16 protein-coding genes are annotated in these 16,467 nt (G+C 60.9%); 1 reads left to right on the plus strand and 15 read right to left on the minus strand.

All coding sequences use genetic code 11. From position 1 onward, the window contains the following. Window positions 1–135 precede the first annotated feature (135 nt). From rpoS to AC07SI_RS22660, 8 genes are all read right to left on the minus strand, one after another. Window positions 136–1,140: an RNA polymerase sigma factor RpoS gene (gene rpoS / locus AC07SI_RS22625; RefSeq protein ID WP_025855149.1), complete on the minus strand. Its 1,005-nt coding sequence runs from the start codon at window positions 1,138–1,140 to the stop codon at window positions 136–138. A 106-nt stretch (window positions 1,141–1,246) separates the two neighbouring features. After that, the gene (locus AC07SI_RS22630; RefSeq protein ID WP_495006546.1) at window positions 1,247–2,083 is read right to left on the minus strand and encodes a peptidoglycan DD-metalloendopeptidase family protein; all 837 of its coding nucleotides are present in this window, start codon (window positions 2,081–2,083) and stop codon (window positions 1,247–1,249) included. Window positions 2,084–2,291: 208 nt separating this feature from the next. Beyond that, window positions 2,292–2,927 (minus strand): protein-L-isoaspartate(D-aspartate) O-methyltransferase, encoded by a 636-nt coding sequence (locus tag AC07SI_RS22635; RefSeq protein WP_177343936.1) that lies wholly within the window; start codon window positions 2,925–2,927, stop codon window positions 2,292–2,294. A gap of 41 nt (window positions 2,928–2,968) precedes the next feature. Next, entirely contained in the window at window positions 2,969–3,718 is a 750-nt protein-coding gene (gene surE / locus AC07SI_RS22640; RefSeq protein WP_065903045.1) for a 5'/3'-nucleotidase SurE, read from the minus strand. Continuing rightward, on the minus strand, window positions 3,706–4,764 hold the full coding sequence (gene truD / locus AC07SI_RS22645) for a tRNA pseudouridine(13) synthase TruD (RefSeq protein ID WP_120447788.1): 1,059 nt from the start codon (window positions 4,762–4,764) through the stop codon (window positions 3,706–3,708). The genes surE and truD overlap by 13 nt, the downstream gene beginning before the upstream one ends. Further along, window positions 4,761–5,234, minus strand: coding sequence for a 2-C-methyl-D-erythritol 2,4-cyclodiphosphate synthase (gene ispF, locus AC07SI_RS22650; RefSeq protein ID WP_012722614.1), 474 nt, complete (start codon window positions 5,232–5,234; stop codon window positions 4,761–4,763). The genes truD and ispF overlap by 4 nt, the downstream gene beginning before the upstream one ends. Before the next feature lie 54 nt (window positions 5,235–5,288). Further along, window positions 5,289–6,134, minus strand: a complete 846-nt coding sequence (gene fghA, locus AC07SI_RS22655) for an S-formylglutathione hydrolase (protein ID WP_106804951.1) — start codon at window positions 6,132–6,134, stop codon at window positions 5,289–5,291. A gap of 88 nt (window positions 6,135–6,222) precedes the next feature. Next, window positions 6,223–7,335, minus strand: a complete 1,113-nt coding sequence (locus tag AC07SI_RS22660; RefSeq protein WP_010212435.1) for an S-(hydroxymethyl)glutathione dehydrogenase/class III alcohol dehydrogenase — start codon at window positions 7,333–7,335, stop codon at window positions 6,223–6,225. Between the two features lie 109 nt (window positions 7,336–7,444). On the opposite strand from AC07SI_RS22660, the gene AC07SI_RS22665 reads away from it, so the two are divergent. Beyond that, complete coding sequence (locus tag AC07SI_RS22665) at window positions 7,445–8,341, plus strand: LysR substrate-binding domain-containing protein (protein WP_495006547.1); 897 nt, start codon at window positions 7,445–7,447, stop codon at window positions 8,339–8,341. Window positions 8,342–8,604: 263 nt separating this feature from the next. On the opposite strand, the gene ispD is transcribed toward AC07SI_RS22665, so the two are convergent. From ispD to AC07SI_RS22700, 7 genes are all read right to left on the minus strand, one after another. Then, entirely contained in the window at window positions 8,605–9,312 is a 708-nt protein-coding gene (ispD, locus tag AC07SI_RS22670) for a 2-C-methyl-D-erythritol 4-phosphate cytidylyltransferase (protein ID WP_065903051.1), read from the minus strand. Next, a complete protein-coding gene (ftsB, locus tag AC07SI_RS22675) occupies window positions 9,309–9,587 on the minus strand; it encodes a cell division protein FtsB (protein ID WP_003172294.1) in 279 nt (92 codons plus the stop codon). The genes ispD and ftsB overlap by 4 nt, the downstream gene beginning before the upstream one ends. Before the next feature lie 171 nt (window positions 9,588–9,758). Continuing rightward, window positions 9,759–11,048, minus strand: coding sequence for a phosphopyruvate hydratase (gene eno, locus AC07SI_RS22680; RefSeq protein WP_065903054.1), 1,290 nt, complete (start codon window positions 11,046–11,048; stop codon window positions 9,759–9,761). Window positions 11,049–11,211: 163 nt separating this feature from the next. Continuing rightward, window positions 11,212–12,057, minus strand: a complete 846-nt coding sequence (gene kdsA, locus AC07SI_RS22685; RefSeq protein WP_495006548.1) for a 3-deoxy-8-phosphooctulonate synthase — start codon at window positions 12,055–12,057, stop codon at window positions 11,212–11,214. A 5-nt stretch (window positions 12,058–12,062) separates the two neighbouring features. Continuing rightward, window positions 12,063–13,694: a CTP synthase gene (gene pyrG / locus AC07SI_RS22690; protein ID WP_495006549.1), complete on the minus strand. Its 1,632-nt coding sequence runs from the start codon at window positions 13,692–13,694 to the stop codon at window positions 12,063–12,065. Window positions 13,695–13,967: 273 nt separating this feature from the next. Then, entirely contained in the window at window positions 13,968–15,287 is a 1,320-nt protein-coding gene (gene tilS, locus AC07SI_RS22695) for a tRNA lysidine(34) synthetase TilS (RefSeq protein WP_495006550.1), read from the minus strand. A gap of 192 nt (window positions 15,288–15,479) precedes the next feature. After that, entirely contained in the window at window positions 15,480–16,427 is a 948-nt protein-coding gene (locus AC07SI_RS22700) for an acetyl-CoA carboxylase carboxyltransferase subunit alpha (RefSeq protein WP_003172288.1), read from the minus strand. Between the last annotated feature and the right edge of the window lie 40 nt (window positions 16,428–16,467).

Genomic DNA, 16,467 nt, shown 5'->3' on the forward strand with positions numbered 1-16,467 from the left:
TTGGTGCTGTGATGCCACGCACAAAGCAATGTGGGAGCGGGCTTGCTCGCGAAAGCGGTGGATCAGTCAGCACATCTGCCTACTGATACTGCGCATCCGCGAGCAAGCCCGCTCCCACATTTCGTCCTGCGTCGCCTATTGGAACAACGACTCACTCGACAAGCCATTCTTCTCCAGGATCTCACGCAAGCGCTTGAGCCCTTCTACCTGGATCTGCCGCACCCGCTCACGGGTCAGGCCGATCTCCAGGCCTACATCCTCCAGGGTGCTGCTCTCGTGGCCACGCAGGCCGAAGCGGCGGATCACCACCTCACGCTGCTTGTCCGTGAGCTCCGACAACCACTGGTCAATGCTTTGGGACAGATCATCGTCCTGCAACAGTTCGCAAGGATCTGTAGGACGGTCATCCGTCAGGGTGTCCAGCAGGGTTTTATCCGAATCCGGACCCAGCGAGACGTCGACCGAAGACACCCGCTCGTTAAGGCCCAGCATGCGCTTGACCTCCCCTACCGGTTTTTCCAGCAGGTTGGCGATTTCTTCGGGCGAGGGTTCATGATCGAGTTTTTGTGTCAGCTCACGCGCCGCCCGCAGGTAGACGTTGAGCTCCTTGACCACATGGATTGGCAGCCGGATCGTGCGGGTCTGATTCATGATCGCCCGTTCGATGGTCTGGCGAATCCACCAGGTGGCATAGGTTGAGAAGCGGAAGCCCCGCTCAGGGTCGAACTTCTCCACCGCCCGGATCAAGCCCAGGTTGCCTTCCTCGATCAGGTCCAACAGCGACAGCCCACGATTGACGTAGCGTCGGGCGATTTTCACCACCAGTCGCAGGTTGCTTTCAATCATGCGCTTGCGCCCAGCCGGATCGCCCTTTTGCGACAAGCGCGCAAAATGGACTTCTTCTTCGGGGGTCAGCAGGGGGGAAAAGCCGATTTCATTGAGGTACAGCTGGGTCGCGTCGAGCGCCCGGGTGTAGTCAATGTATTTGTGTTGCTTTAACGCGGTGGAGTTCTTGGATTTGGTACGAACTGAAGGTACAGCAGGTCCCTCATTCGACATCGATTCCGTAGCGATACCGGTCTCCATAAGGAGAACCTCATCGTCGATGTCAAACTCCGGCGCTTCTTTACTGAGAGCCATTGTTATAGTCCTTTGGTGAGTTCGACCTCAAGCTCAAGCGACGCCTTTATCCTTGGCAACGCTGGAGCCTGTTCCTTCTACGTGAGGGAACAGGCTGTGCAACACATCAACGACGGGGTAGGAATTGCAGCGGATCTACGGGCTTCCCCTGACGGCGAATCTCAAAGTGCAGTTTCACCCGGTCTGTACCAGTTGACCCCATTTCGGCAATTGTCTGTCCGACTTTGACCTGCTGCCCCTCCCGAACCAACAGCCTGCGGTTGTGACCGTAGGCACTGACGTAGGTATCGCTGTGTTTGATGATGACCAGCTCGCCGTAGCCCCGTAAACCACTCCCGGCGTACACCACTGTCCCATCAGACGCAGCTAAAACAGGCTGTCCCAAATCTCCGGCGATATCAATGCCTTTATTCAAACTACCGTTTGAAGAGAATTTTCCAATCAATACCCCGTTTGAAGGCCACCCCCAACCGGTCGGTGCAGGCCCTGCCGGCGGCAGCGCCGCGGGTGCCGGCTTGCTCGCAACCGTAGGCGCGGCGGTGCCTGCAGGCCGGGTGATGATGGTGGTCTTGCTCGAAGACGACGGCGAAGATCCGCTGTTTGTCACCACTGCCGTAGGCGTTGAACCAGTGCGCCCATCGAAGCGAATGGTCTGACCCGGATGTATCGTATACGGCACAGGAATATTGTTGCGAGCTGCAAGTGCCTTGTAGTCCCAGCCATAGCGGAAGGCAATCGAGAACAGTGTGTCGCCTTTGCGAACCACGTACTGGCCAGTGGTGACCGTCGGCTTTTGCGGCACTGCGCTATTACGGTCAACCACCCGCGCGCCGCTGCTTGGCGAGCTGGAGCACGCCGCCAACAGGGAACTCAAGACAAGGCCAAGCACCAGTCGCTGAAAGCTTGTTTTACTCATACGCTGCGCAAGACCTGTGAGACTCACCCGCCGCTCCCTTTGTGGTGGCTGAACATGAACGCCTGTATCAGGCTTGAAATATGACGCAAGTATAACTGGGCATTGGCTTTTTACCGGCACACGACTGAAACGAAAAATTCATCCTGTTGAATGCCGCCGCTCATCTTGTTGACTCGATGAACCCCGCCGTAAGACACATCCTCACCAGCAGAATTCACTGCCCATGAACAAATGATCAGGCCAGCGGGCCGTTCAGCAACGGTACGAATCGCACGGCCCCCAGCACATGCCGGGAAAAGCCGTCGTCCTCACGGATAATGAGCATCAATTGTTGCACTTCGCCGGAACCCACCGGGATCACCAGGCGGCCGCCCGGCGCGAGTTGGTCAAGCAACGCTTGCGGCACATCCGTGGCCACGGCGGTGACGATGATGCCGTTATACGGTGCCAGCGCCGGCCAGCCTTCCCAGCCATCACCCCAGCGGAACACCACGTTGCGCAGGTTAAGCTCCACCAGGCGTTCCTTGGCGCGGTCCTGCAGCACCTTGATGCGTTCTACCGAGAACACCCGCTCCACCAGTTGCGCCAGTACCGCGGTCTGGTAGCCGGAGCCGGTACCGATTTCCAGCACCTTGTCCAACGGCCCGGCGGCCAGCAGCAGCTCGCTCATGCGAGCCACCATATAAGGCTGGGAGATGGTCTGGTTATGGCCGATCGGCAATGCCGTGTCTTCATAGGCACGGTGGGCCAGGGCCTCGTCGACAAACAGATGCCGAGGCGTGCGCCGGATCACTTCCAGCACCTGGGCGTTGGACAAGCCTTCCTCGTACAGGCGCTGGATCAAACGCTCGCGGGTGCGCTGGGACGTCATCCCGATGCCACGGCGCAGCAGGTCGTCTTGTTCACGAGCCATCAGCGCAGGCCCTCCAGCCATCCATCGAGACCACTGAAGGCATCACTGAAGGTGCGATCAAGTTGCAACGGGGTAATCGAAACATAACCTTGCATCACCGCATGAAAGTCCGTGCCTGGGCCGCCATCTTCAGCGTCGCCCGCAGCGGCGATCCAGTAGCCTTCCTTGCCACGCGGGTCGACCACCTTCAATGGCGCTGCCGCACGGGCGCGATGGCCCAGGCGCGTCAGCTGGATGCCGCGAATATGGTCGAGGGGCAAGTTGGGAATATTGACGTTGAGCACCGTGCGTGGCGGCAGGTCGAGGGAACCATGGGCCTCCACCAGCTTGCGCGCGAAATAGGCGGCAGTGGGCAGGTTGTCCAATTGGCGCGAGGCAAACGAAAAAGCGAACGCGGTACGCCCCAGGAAGCGCCCTTCAAGGGCCGCCGCCACGGTACCGGAATACAGCACGTCATCGCCCAGGTTCGCCCCGAGGTTGATGCCCGACACCACCAGGTCCGGTTCCTGGTCCAGCAGGCTGTTGATCGCCAGGTGCACGCAGTCGGTAGGGGTACCGTTGACGCTGATAAAGCCATTGGCCAGGACCTGCGGGTGCAGCGGACGGTCGAGCGTCAGCGAGCTGCTGGCGCCGCTTTTGTCCTGGTCGGGGGCGACCACCACACACTCGGCATAATCCTGCAGCGCAGCATAGAGCGCGGCAAGCCCGGGTGCGGTGGCACCGTCATCGTTTGATATCAGAATACGCATGGGTTGTCCGTCTGCCCCACCGGCACCAGATCAACAAGCTCGCGCACCAAGACAGTGGCGAAGCATCCGGCCGGCAGGACGAATTCCAATTGCAGAATGTCCAGCGAGGGATAATGCCACGTCAACCCGCCAATGGGCAGTCGCAGAATGCGACGTTCCTGGCTCATGCCGGCTTTCACCAGCCAATCGCGCAGGTCAGCTTCTTCGGCGGCAATCGCCTGTTCCAACGCGTGGGTGGCACCCGCCGCCGGTGAGTCGCCCTCGCCCCACTGTGGACCGGTGGGGTGCAGGTCCAGAATCGCCAGGCGCGGGTCGCTGCATTCCGCCTCCCCCGCCGGAAAAAAGCTGCGACTGTCGGTGAAGGCCAGCAGGTCGCCGACCTGGGCCTTCTGCCACGAACCATCAGCCACACGGGCTGCCAGGACTTTGTTGAACAGGTAGCTGCGCGCGGTAGATAGCAAGCGCGAACGCACATTGCGCTGTTCCGGCAAGGCCTTGCGCGCCGCCCACTCGCGGGCGTCGGCGACGTTGCCGCCATTGTGGCCAAAGCGCTGCGCGCCGAAGTAGTTCGGAATGCCGTGTTGGGCAATCAGTTGCAACCGCGCGTCGATGGCGGCGGTGTCACCGTCCAACTGGGTCAGGCGCAAGGTGAAACCGTTGGCCGAATGCGCGCCCCGCTGCAGCTTGCGTTTATGCCGACCGGTCTTGAGGATCTTGAGGGTGTCGTTTTCGGCGCCGCTCATGTCCGGGTCGGCCTTGCCCGGCAGTTGCACGCTGAACCATTGGCGGGTCAACGCCTGGCGGTCCTTGAGCCCGGCGTAGCTGACGGTGCGCAACGGCACGCCAGCGGCCTTGGCAATCCGCCGCGCAGCTTCTTCGGTATTCAGACCGCGCTTTTCCACCCACAGCCACAGGTGCTCGCCCTCGCCGCTCAGCGGGATGTCCAGCACCTCGTCCACCTGGAAATCTTCCGCCGTGGCCTTGAGGACCGCGCTGCCCAAGGCCTCGCCGTAGGCCCGTGGGCCCAGCAGTTGCAGGTCATTCATGCGCGCAGCAACAAGGCGACGGAGTGCACCGCGATGCCCTCTTCACGACCGGTAAACCCGAGCTTTTCGGTGGTGGTGGCTTTCACGTTGACTTGATCCAATTCAATTTGCAGGTCTGCGGCAATCAGCGCGCGCATCGATTCGATATGCGGGGCCATTTTCGGCGCCTGGGCCACAATGGTGTTGTCGACGTTGCCGACCTTCCAGCCCTTGGCATGGATCAGGCCGACCACATGGCGCAGCAACACGCGGCTGTCCGCCCCCTTGAAGGTGGGGTCGGTGTCCGGAAAGTGCTTGCCGATATCGCCCAACGCCGCTGCGCCGAGCAAGGCATCGCTCAAGGCATGCAGGACAACGTCGCCGTCGGAATGAGCCAGCAACCCATGGTGGTGTGCAATGCGCACGCCGCCCAGGGTGATGAAATCGCCTTCAGCGAAACGGTGCACATCGTAGCCGTGGCCAATACGCATAAAAAAACGCCCCGATTTAATTCAGGGCGTGATTCTACCTACTTTTGCCTCACATTAACCGAGCAAAGCACGACCATGATGTCGCAAATGGTCTTCGATGAAACTGGCGATAAAGAAGTAGCTGTGGTCATAGCCGGGCTGCAGGCGCAGTTCCAGCGGATGGTTGGCGGCCTTGGCCGCTTGCTGCAAGGCTTCCGGCTTGAGTTGCACGGCGAGGAAGTCGTCGCGGTCGCCCTGGTCTACCAGCAGCGGCAGCTTCTGCGAGGCTTCGCTGATCAGCACGCAAGCATCCCATTCACGCCATTTCGAGCGCTCTTCGCCCAGGTAACGGGAGAAGGCTTTCTGGCCCCAGGGGCAATCCATAGGGTTGTTGATCGGCGAAAATGCCGACACCGACAGGTAACGCCCGGGGTTGCGCAAGGCACACACCAGCGCACCATGGCCGCCCATGGAGTGCCCGCTGATCCCGCGTTTATCCGAAGCGGGGAAATGGGCCTCGACCAGTGCCGGCAATTCCTGCACCACGTAGTCATGCATCCGATAGTGCTTGGCCCAGGGTTGCTGGGTGGCATTCAGATAGAAACCCGCGCCCAGGCCAAAATCCCAGGCGTTATCCGGGTCGCCTGGCACACCGGGACCACGGGGACTGGTGTCCGGCGCCACGATGATCAACCCCAGTTCGGCGGCCATGCGCTGGGCGCCGGCCTTCTGCATGAAGTTTTCGTCGGTGCAGGTCAGCCCGGACAGCCAGTACAGCACCGGCAACTTGCCGCCCTGCTCCGCTTGCGGCGGCAGGTAGACGGCGAAAGTCATGTCGCAATCGAGCACATCGGAATGATGCTTGTAGCGTTTATGCCAGCCACCAAAACTCTTCTGGCATGAGATGTTTTCCAGGGTCACGAGAATGCTCCCAGCTGCAAGCGGCAAGCAATCAGCTGCAAGTAAGGCGTGCTCACTTTCAGCTTGTCGCTTGTAGCTTGCCGCTGCTTCAGAAGTGGATGACGGTACGAATGCTCTTGCCTTCGTGCATCAGGTCAAACGCCTTGTTGATGTCTTCCAGGCCCATGGTGTGGGTGATGAAGGTATCCAGCGGGATTTCGCCGGTCTGGGCCATTTCCACATAGCTTGGCAATTCGCTGCGGCCGCGCACGCCACCGAAGGCCGAACCGCGCCAGACGCGCCCGGTCACCAGCTGGAAGGGGCGCGTAGCGATTTCCTGGCCAGCACCGGCAACGCCGATGATCACCGACTCGCCCCAGCCTTTGTGGCAGCACTCGAGGGCGGCGCGCATCAGTTGCACATTGCCGATGCACTCGAAGGAAAAGTCCACGCCGCCGTCAGTCAAATCGACAATCACGTCCTGGATCGGGCGATCGTAGTCTTTCGGGTTGATGCAGTCGGTGGCGCCCAGTTGCTTGGCGATTTCAAACTTGGCCGGGTTGATATCGATGGCAATGATACGACCCGCCTTGGCCTTCACCGCGCCGATCACCGCCGACAGGCCGATCCCGCCGAGACCGAAGATGGCCACGGTGTCGCCCGGCTTGACCTTGGCGGTGTTGATCACTGCACCGATCCCCGTGGTGACGCCACAGCCGAGCAGGCAGACTTTTTCCAATGGGGCTTCTTTAGGAATTTTCGCCACGGAAATTTCCGGCAGCACGGTGTACTCGGAGAATGTCGAGGTACCCATGTAGTGGAAAATCGGCTGGCCCTTGTAGGAAAAGCGCGTGGTGCCATCAGGCATCAAGCCTTTGCCCTGAGTGGAGCGAATGGCCTGGCACAGGTTGGTCTTGCCCGACAGGCAAAATTTGCACTTGCCGCATTCCGGGGTGTACAGCGGGATCACGTGATCGCCGACGGCCACCGAGGTCACGCCCTCGCCGATCGCTTCAACGACCGCACCACCTTCATGGCCCAGAATCGACGGGAAGATACCTTCCGGGTCGGCGCCCGACAGGGTGTAGGCATCGGTATGGCACACACCGGACGCAACCACCCGCAACAGCACCTCGCCCGCCTTGGGCATGGCCACATCCACTTCAACGATCTCAAGGGGCTTCTTGGCTTCGAAGGCTACGGCGGCACGGGACTTGATCATCCGGGATTCTCCATCGGGTTAAAAACTGAGACGGTGAGTGTAAAACATGGCTCCCTGATTAATAATCCAGGCGAAAGCAAAACTTTATTGCTGTACAGGGATAATCACCATGCTGGAAAACCGCTGGGAAGGCATCGATGAGTTCGTCGCCGTCGCCGAGTGCAGCCAATTCACTGCGGCAGCCGAGCGGCTGGGCGTGTCGTCATCGCATATCAGCCGGCAAGTGGCACGCCTGGAAGAACGCCTGCAGACGCGTTTGCTCTATCGCAGCACGCGCAAAGTGACGCTGACTGAGGCCGGCCAGACTTTCCTGCAACATTGCCAACGCCTGCAGGATGGCCGCGAGGAAGCGCTGCGCGCCGTGGGTGACCTGACCAGCGAGCCCAAGGGCATGTTGCGCATGACCTGCGCCGTGGCCTACGGCGAGCGCTTTATCGTGCCGTTGGTGACGCGGTTCATGGCGCTGTATCCGCAGTTGCGGGTAGATATCGAATTGACCAATCGCCAGCTCGACCTGGTGCACGAGGGCCTGGACCTGGCGATTCGCCTGGGACGCTTGCAGGATTCACGCATGGTCGCCGGCCGCCTCGCTCCCCGGCGCATGTACCTGTGCGCGTCACCGTCCTACCTCGCCCGGTATGGTCGGCCACATAGTTTGTCGGAATTGAGCCGGCACAACTGCCTGATCGGCAGCTCGGATATCTGGCAACTGGCCCAGGACGGGCGCGAATTTTCCCAGCGGGTGCAGGGCAATTGGCGCTGCAACAGTGGGCAAGCGGTGTTGGACGCGGCCTTGCAAGGCGTCGGCTTGTGCCAGCTGCCGGACTATTACGTCCTGGAGCATTTGCACAGCGGCACGCTGGTGTCACTGCTGGAGGCGCATCAGCCGCCGAATACAGCGGTGTGGGCGCTGTATCCGCAGCAACGGCACTTGTCGCCGAAGGTAAGGAAATTAGTGGATTTCTTGAAGGAAGGGTTGGCTGAGCGGCCGGAGTACAGCCGGTAATGCTGGGCTGTTGGTGCCGGCCTCTTCGCAGGCAAGCCAGCTCCCACATTGACCGCGTTTATCCTGCAGGAGTTGGCTTGCCTGCGACGACGGCGGGTCAGCCACCGAATGCATCACACCGTTTTCGCGAGCAAGGCTGCTGCCACAGGGGGTTGGGGTGAGCCCAGGCCCCTGGGCATATGGAGATTGAATGTAGGAGCCGGTAATGCTGGGCTGTTGGTGCCGGCCTCTTCGCAGGCAAGCCAGCTCCCACATATCGCCGACTAGCGCCGATTCGCCCACCGCAAGCGCAACCACTCCAGATCTTCCGGCCGGGTCACTTTGATATTGTCCGAGCGCCCTTCGATCAGCCGGGGGGCCTGACCGGCCCACTCCATGGCCGACGCTTCGTCGGTGATCACCGCATCCGCCACCAGGCTGTCAGCCAGCGCACGGTGCAAAGCACCGAGGCGGAACATCTGCGGGGTGTACGCTTGCCAGATCAGGCTGCGATCCACGGTTTCCTGCACCCGGCCGTGCTTGTCGACACGCTTGAGGGTGTCGCGGGCCGGCACGGCGAGCAGGCCACCCACCGGGTCGTCCGCCAGCTCCGCCAGGAGTTTGTCGAGATCATCGCGGCTCAGGTTGGGTCGCGCCGCATCGTGCACCAATACCCAATCGTCGTCGCCGGCGCCCAGCGCATTCAGATGCAGCAGTGCATTGAGCACCGACCCCGAGCGCTCCGAACCGCCGTCCGCACGCTGGATGCGCGGGTCAGTGGCACACGCCAGGCTGGGCCAATAGGGATCATCAACCGCAAGACTGACCACCAGGCCCTTGAGCGTAGGGTGGTCAAGGAAACAGCCGAGGCTGTGTTCGAGAATAGTGCGCCCGCCCAGTTGCAGATATTGCTTGGGACGGTCCGCGGCCATACGGGCACCGATGCCCGCGGCAGGTATCACGGCCCAGAAGGCCGGCAAACGGTGACTCATTGGGCCAACTGGTAGAGGGTTTCGCCCTCCTTGACCATGCCCAGCTCATGACGCGCGCGCTCTTCCACGGTCTCGGTGCCTTTTTTCAACTCAAGCACTTCGGCATCGAGGACGCGGTTACGCTCCAGCAGACGCTCGTTCTCGGCATGCTGGTCGGCAATTTGCTGCGTCAGGTCTTTTACCTGCGCAAAGCTGCCATTACCCACCCATAGGCGGTACTGCAGGCCAGCCAGCAACAAGAGCAAGACGAGGAACAACCAATTGGGACTGCGCATCGAATATCGGGTATCCAGTGAAAAAAGACCGCCATGCAAAACTTTTGCAGCAACTGATAGCACGAAGCCTGGAAGAACCAGGCTTGTGCTAGATAGTCATCAGATTAGCGTCGAAATGCACACTGTCGTGATTTTTCCGACGCAATCCGCGGACTTTTTACCATTTAACAATCAGCCGCGAAACTCGCTGCGACCGTTGTATTTGGCTTTGCCGCCCAGTTGCTCTTCGATACGCAGCAATTGGTTGTACTTGGAAACGCGGTCGGAACGGCACAGGGAGCCGGTCTTGATCTGGCCCGCCGAGGTGCCCACGGCCAGGTCGGCAATGGTCGAGTCTTCGGTTTCGCCGGAGCGGTGGGAGATCACGGCGGTGTAGCCCGCAGCCTTGGCCATCTGGATGGCTTCCAGGGTTTCGGTCAGGGTGCCGATCTGGTTGAACTTGATGAGGATCGAGTTGGCGATCTTTTTGTCGATGCCTTCTTTCAGGATCTTGGTGTTGGTCACGAACAGGTCGTCGCCCACCAGTTGGATTTTCTCGCCGATCTTGTCGGTGAGGACTTTCCAGCCAGCCCAGTCGGACTCATCCAGGCCGTCTTCGATCGAGATGATCGGGTAGCGCTCGGTCAGGCCCTTGAGGTAGTCGGCAAAACCTTCGGAGGTGAACACGTGGCCTTCGCCGGACAGGTTGTATTTACCGTCCTCGTAGAACTCGCTGGCCGCGCAGTCCAGGGCCAGGGTCACGTCGGTGCCCAATGTGTAGCCAGCGTTGGCCACCGCTTCGGAGATCACTTTCAGTGCATCTTCGTTGGACGCCAGGTTCGGCGCGAAACCACCTTCGTCACCCACAGCAGTGCTGAGGCCACGGGCCTTCAGTACAGCCTTCAGGTGATGGAAAATCTCGGTGCCCATGCGCAGGCCTTCGGAGAACGACTTGGCGCCCACCGGCTGCACCATGAATTCCTGGATGTCGACGTTGTTATCGGCGTGTTCGCCACCGTTGATGATGTTCATCATCGGGACCGGCATCGAGTAGACACCCGGCGTGCCGTTCAGGTTGGCGATGTGGGCGTACAGCGGCAGGTCCTGGTCCTGGGCCGCGGCCTTGGCAGCTGCCAGGGACACCGCGAGGATGGCGTTGGCGCCCAGGCTACCTTTGTTTTCAGTGCCGTCGAGCTTGATCATCGCGTGGTCCAGGGCTTTCTGGTCCAGCGGGTCCTTGCCCAGCAACAGGTCACGGATCGGGCCGTTGATGTTGGCTACGGCCTTGAGTACACCCTTGCCCAGGTAACGGCTCTTGTCGCCATCACGCAGTTCCAGCGCTTCGCGCGAACCGGTGGAAGCACCGGACGGCGCGCAGGCGCTGCCGATGATGCCGTTATCGAGAAGCACGTCGGCTTCGACGGTGGGGTTGCCACGGGAGTCGAGAACTTCACGACCTTTGATGTCGACGATTTTTGCCATTGTTGTAAACACTCCAAAGTTGACGAAAACGCTCTATACCGCTCGATTTAACTTGTGGTGCACATTGCAGGAGCCGGCTCGCCGGCGATGCGGTCCGTTGCATCGCCGCAAGGCTTGAGGGCGCCATCGCCGGCAAGCCGGCTCCTGCACAGGGATCGTGATCTTACGCGGTTTCGACGACAGGAAAACTCTTGACCAGTTCGTCCATCTGCTTGAGCTGGGCCAGGAACGGCTCCAGCTTGTCCAGGCGCAGGGCGCAGGGGCCGTCGCACTTGGCGTTGTCCGGGTCCGGGTGGGCTTCCAGGAACAGGCCCGCCAGGGACTGGCTGATGCCCGCCTTGGCCAGGTCCAATACCTGGGCACGACGCCCGCCAGCGGAATCGGCGCGGCCACCCGGCATTTGCAGCGCGTGGGTCACGTCGAAGAACACCGGGTATTCGAACTGTTTCATGATGCCGAAACCGAGCATGTCCACCACGAGGTTGTTGTAGCCGAAGCTCGAACCACGCTCGCAGAGGATCAAGTGGTCGTTACCCGCTTCCACGCACTTGTTCAGGATGTGTTTCATCTCCTGGGGTGCGAGGAACTGGGCTTTCTTGATATTGATCACCGCGCCGGTCTTGGCCATGGCGACCACGAGGTCGGTCTGGCGCGACAGGAAGGCCGGCAACTGGATGATGTCGCACACCTCGGCGACCACGGCAGCCTGCTCAGGCTCGTGGACGTCGGTGATGATCGGCACGCCGAAGGCTTGCTTGATGTCCTGGAAGATCCGCATGCCTTCTTCAAGGCCCGGGCCGCGATAGGAGGTCACGGACGAACGGTTGGCCTTGTCGAAGCTGGCCTTGAACACATACGGGATCCCCAGTTTCTGGGTAACGCGTACGTACTCTTCACAGACCTGCATCGCCATGTCGCGGCTTTCCAGCACGTTCATGCCGCCGAACAGCACCATGGGCTTGTCGTTGGCAATCTCGATATCGCCTACGCGAATGATCTTCTGGGCCATCAGGGTTACGCCTTCTTCTGATGTTGCGTCAGTGCTGCTTTGACGAAACCGCTGAACAACGGGTGACCGTCGCGCGGCGTCGAGGTGAACTCAGGGTGGAACTGGCAAGCCACGAACCACGGATGATCCGGTGCCTCGACCACTTCAACCAGCGCGCCATCACCGGAGCGACCGGAGATCTTCAGGCCAGCTTCTTTGATTTGCGGCAGCAGGTTGTTGTTCACTTCGTAGCGGTGACGGTGACGCTCGACGATCACGTCCTTGCCGTAGCAGCCGTGGACCAGCGAGCCCGGCTCCAGCAGGCAGTCTTGCGCGCCAAGGCGCATGGTGCCGCCCAGGTCGGAGGCTTCGGTGCGGGTCTCGACGGCACCGGTGGCATCTTCCCACTCGGTGATCAGGCCCACGACCGGGTGACCGCTCTTGCTGTCGAACTCGGTGGAGTTGGCGTCTTTCCAGCCCAGCACGTTACGGGCGAACTCGATGACGGCCACTTGCATGCCCAGGCAGATACCCAGGTACGGCACTTTGTTCTCACGAGCGTACTGCACGGCGGTGATCTTGCCTTCCACGCCACGCAGGCCGAAACCGCCCGGTACGAGGATCGCGTCAACCCCTTCGAGCAGCGCGGTGCCCTGGTTCTCGATGTCTTCGGAATCGATGTAGCGCAGGTTGACCTTGGTCCGGTTGCTGATGCCGGCGTGGCTCATCGCTTCGATCAGCGACTTGTACGCGTCCAGCAGTTCCATGTACTTGCCGACCATGGCGATGGTGACTTCATGCTCAGGGTTGAGCTTGGCGTCGACCACGGCTTCCCACTCGGACAGGTCGGCACCGCCGCACTGCAGGCCGAAACGCTCGACCACAAAATCATCCAGGCCTTGCGAGTGCAGGATGCCCGGGATCTTGTAGATAGTGTCGGCGTCTTCCAGGGCAATCACCGCACGCTCTTCAACGTTGGTGAACTGCGCGATCTTGCGACGCGAGGAGATGTCAATCGGGTGATCGGAGCGGCACACCAGCACGTCCGGCTGCAGGCCGATGGAACGCAGTTCCTTGACCGAGTGCTGGGTGGGCTTGGTTTTGGTTTCGCCGGCGGTGGCGATATACGGCACCAGTGTCAGGTGCATCAGCATCGCGCGCTTGGCGCCGACTTCGAAACGCAACTGGCGGATGGCTTCGAGGAACGGTTGGGACTCGATGTCACCCACGGTGCCACCGATCTCGACCATCGCCACGTCGGCATCGCCGGCACCCTTGATGATGCGGCGCTTGATTTCGTCGGTGATGTGCGGGATCACCTGAATGGTTGCACCCAGGTAGTCACCACGGCGCTCCTTGCGCAGCACGTGCTCGTAGACACGGCCGGTGGTGAAGTTGTTGTTCTGGGTCATGGTCGTGCGGATGAACCGCTCGTAGTGGCCCAGGTCCAGGTCAGTCTCGGCGCCGTCGTGGGTGACGAACACTTCACCGTGCTGGAACGGGCTCATGGTGCCCGGGTCGACGTTGATGTACGGGTCCAGCTTGAGCATGGTGACCTTAAGTCCCCGCGCCTCCAGGATGGCCGCCAATGAAGCGGAGGCAATGCCTTTCCCCAATGAAGAAACAACACCGCCCGTGACGAATATGTAGCGCGTCATGAAAAACCCTAGAAGTCTGCGTTAAAGCGGTCCGAGCCGCCGGGGAAAGCGAAGGAAGGCCGAAGCCCCCGATCACCTGCATTAATCACAGTGCACCTTTCAAAAAAACCGCCGCGTTGTGACAGACCAGCAATGAAACACCGGTACGTTGATCGCTACACATTTTTTGGAATCGCCCAGCAAAGACTGCTTGGTAATCGGCAACTGCTGCGATTCAGGCGAATCCACAGAAGTTGTATCAAGAAGGGAGCGTAGTCTACCGGAAAGGCTCTATCAGCTCAAACCTTGATCGCAGGTCTGTGGCACCCAATGCAATTGCCAGCGTTCGCGCGTTGCTGGCCAGAGTCCCGCAAGGCTGGGCACACCCAGCAATTGCTCGCCCTGATAGAGCAGCGGCAATCTGCCACGGACGAAACCCGGCAGCCCACTTTCATTAAGCAGGCGCTTCAAGTCACGCCGGCCTCGACCTGGCACTTCGACGATTTCACCGCCCTGGCGATAACGGACAACCAAAGGGCCTGCAGGCGCAGTGCCGGTCACACTCAGCCGACCATTGCCGGGTAACTCTAGTGGGTATTGCGGATCAGGCCAGCTCACCGATGCGTCGGAAAATTCCGACCAAACGGCAGGCAGCCACCAGATGCGCCCACGGCAACGGTGCAGCTCACCGTCAGCCAGGCGCCACACAGGCTGTGCGTCGTCCTTGGCATCCCGCAGGGAAAGCCAGCTGGCCCAATGGTCGCTGTCGGGCAAGCGGGTAAGCGGAGTCAGCCAATGCCGCAGGGCATTGCGCTGCCGAGCATCGGACAGTTGACACAGCGGCGCTAGCGCCAGCGACGGTAATGGCAGCCAGGCAAAGGGGGACGGCTGATCGGCGGCGTGCAGATCCATGTGTGCCAGCTCATCGAGCAGGCCCTGGGCTTCACTCAGGTGCTCGGCCGTGCGCGCAAGGCTGGCTACCGCTTGAGGCCAGCGCTGCGCAAGCACCGGCAATACACGATGACGAATGTAGTTGCGAGAGAAGCGTGGATCGGCGTTGGACGGGTCTTCGATCCACCTGAGCTGATGCACGCGGGCGTAGGCTTCCAGCTCTTCACGCGAGACATGCAGCAATGGCCGCACCAGATAGCCACCTGCCAATGGCCGCTGTACCGGCATTGCCGCCAACCCGCGCACCCCAGCGCCACGCAACAAGCGAAACAGCAGGGTTTCAGCCTGATCGTCACGATGCTGGCCGGTGAGCATCACCTGCCCTGCCCCCGTCACCTCGGTAAACGCCTGGTAACGCGCGTCTCGGGCGGCGCGCTCCAGGCTGGCACCGGGTTGCACCTGCACGCGTATCACACGCAGGGGCACGCCCAGGCTGTCGCATACCGACTGGCAGTGAACAGGCCACGCGTCGGCGGCAGCTTGCAGGCCATGGTGGACATGGATCGCGCCAAGTGGCGGGAGGTGGTCAGTGTTGGCCAACGTGGCCAGGAGGTGCAGCAGGACAGTGGAATCAAGGCCACCCGAGAATGCGACGTGCCAGGCCGGGGCATTGCGCCACGGGGCAAGGGCTTGCAGGAGTTGGGCGGGTAGAGTTGGTTTCATCACACATTACCGCCGCCAATCTGGAATACGTCCGCCAAGCATACACAAAGCAAATGTGGGAGCGGGCTTGCGTGGGAACCGGGCTTGCCCGCGATGCAGGCAACTCGGGTCATCAGTGACACCGAGTTGATGCTATCGCAGGCAAGCCAGCTCCCACACAAGCCAACCCCCACATTGAGTACTGCGTCGTGCTTAGAGGCCGTAGCTCATCAGGCGCTCGTAGCGACGAGCCAGCAGCGCTTCGTTATCCAGCTTCTTGAGCATCGCCAGTTGCGAGCCCAGTTCGGCACGGATGGTCGCGGCAGCCGCGGCCGGGTCACGGTGGGCACCGCCCAAAGGCTCGGCGATGACTTTGTCCACGATACCCAGGCCTTTGAGGCGATCGGCGGTGATGCCCATGGCTTCAGCAGCGTCCGGCGCCTTTTCGGCGGTTTTCCACAGAATCGAGGCGCAACCTTCCGGCGAGATCACCGCGTAGGTCGAGTATTGCAGCATGTTCAGCTGATCGCAGACGCCAATGGCCAGTGCACCGCCGGAACCGCCCTCACCGATCACGGTGGCGATGATCGGGGTTTTCAGACGGGACATCACTCGCAGGTTCCAGGCGATCGCTTCGCTCTGGTTGCGCTCTTCAGCGTCGATACCTGGGTATGCACCCGGAGTGTCGATGAAGGTCAGGATCGGCATCTTGAAACGTTCGGCCATTTCCATCAGGCGGCACGCCTTGCGGTAGCCTTCCGGACGCGGCATGCCGAAGTTGCGACGGACTTTCTCGCGCACTTCACGGCCTTTCTGGTGACCGATCACCATCACCGGCTGGTCGTCCAGGCGGGCAATACCGCCAACGATGGCCGCGTCGTCGGAGAAGTGGCGGTCGCCGTGCAGCTCGTCGAACTCGGTGAAGATGTGCTGGATGTAGTCCAGGGTGTATGGACGGCGCGGGTGGCGAGCCAGGCGCGCGATCTGCCAGCTGGTCAGCTTGCCGAAGATGTCTTCGGTGAGCGTGCTGCTCTTGTCTTGCAGGCGAGCGATCTCATCGCCGATGTTCAGCGAATTGTCATTGCCGACCAGGCGCAGTTCTTCAATCTTGGCTTGCAGGTCAGCGATCGGCTGTTCGAAATCAAGAAAATTCGGGTTCATAAGCGTCCGTCTTGGGTCGACGGCCAGGGAGTGCCTGGCC

It is taken from the genome of Pseudomonas sp. GW821-FHT05D12 (genome assembly GCF_059419825.1).

Excerpts from the sequence above, each read along its gene's own strand:
- rpoS (WP_025855149.1), bottom strand. The coding sequence starts at position 1,140 with ATGGCTCTCAGTAAAGAAGCGCCGGAGTTTGACATCGACGATGAGGTT.
- AC07SI_RS22635 (WP_177343936.1), bottom strand. The coding sequence starts at position 2,927 with ATGACGTCCCAGCGCACCCGCGAGCGTTTGATCCAGCGCCTGTACGAG.
- surE (WP_065903045.1), bottom strand. The coding sequence starts at position 3,718 with ATGCGTATTCTGATATCAAACGATGACGGTGCCACCGCACCCGGGCTT.
- truD (WP_120447788.1), bottom strand. The coding sequence starts at position 4,764 with ATGAATGACCTGCAACTGCTGGGCCCACGGGCCTACGGCGAGGCCTTG.
- ispF (WP_012722614.1), bottom strand. The coding sequence starts at position 5,234 with ATGCGTATTGGCCACGGCTACGATGTGCACCGTTTCGCTGAAGGCGAT.
- AC07SI_RS22660 (WP_010212435.1), bottom strand. The coding sequence starts at position 7,335 with ATGATCAAGTCCCGTGCCGCCGTAGCCTTCGAAGCCAAGAAGCCCCTT.
- AC07SI_RS22665 (WP_495006547.1), top strand. The coding sequence starts at position 7,445 with ATGCTGGAAAACCGCTGGGAAGGCATCGATGAGTTCGTCGCCGTCGCC.
- ispD (WP_065903051.1), bottom strand. The coding sequence starts at position 9,312 with ATGAGTCACCGTTTGCCGGCCTTCTGGGCCGTGATACCTGCCGCGGGC.
- ftsB (WP_003172294.1), bottom strand. The coding sequence starts at position 9,587 with ATGCGCAGTCCCAATTGGTTGTTCCTCGTCTTGCTCTTGTTGCTGGCT.
- eno (WP_065903054.1), bottom strand. The coding sequence starts at position 11,048 with ATGGCAAAAATCGTCGACATCAAAGGTCGTGAAGTTCTCGACTCCCGT.
- kdsA (WP_495006548.1), bottom strand. The coding sequence starts at position 12,057 with ATGGCCCAGAAGATCATTCGCGTAGGCGATATCGAGATTGCCAACGAC.
- pyrG (WP_495006549.1), bottom strand. The coding sequence starts at position 13,694 with ATGACGCGCTACATATTCGTCACGGGCGGTGTTGTTTCTTCATTGGGG.
- tilS (WP_495006550.1), bottom strand. The coding sequence starts at position 15,287 with ATGAAACCAACTCTACCCGCCCAACTCCTGCAAGCCCTTGCCCCGTGG.
- AC07SI_RS22700 (WP_003172288.1), bottom strand. The coding sequence starts at position 16,427 with ATGAACCCGAATTTTCTTGATTTCGAACAGCCGATCGCTGACCTGCAA.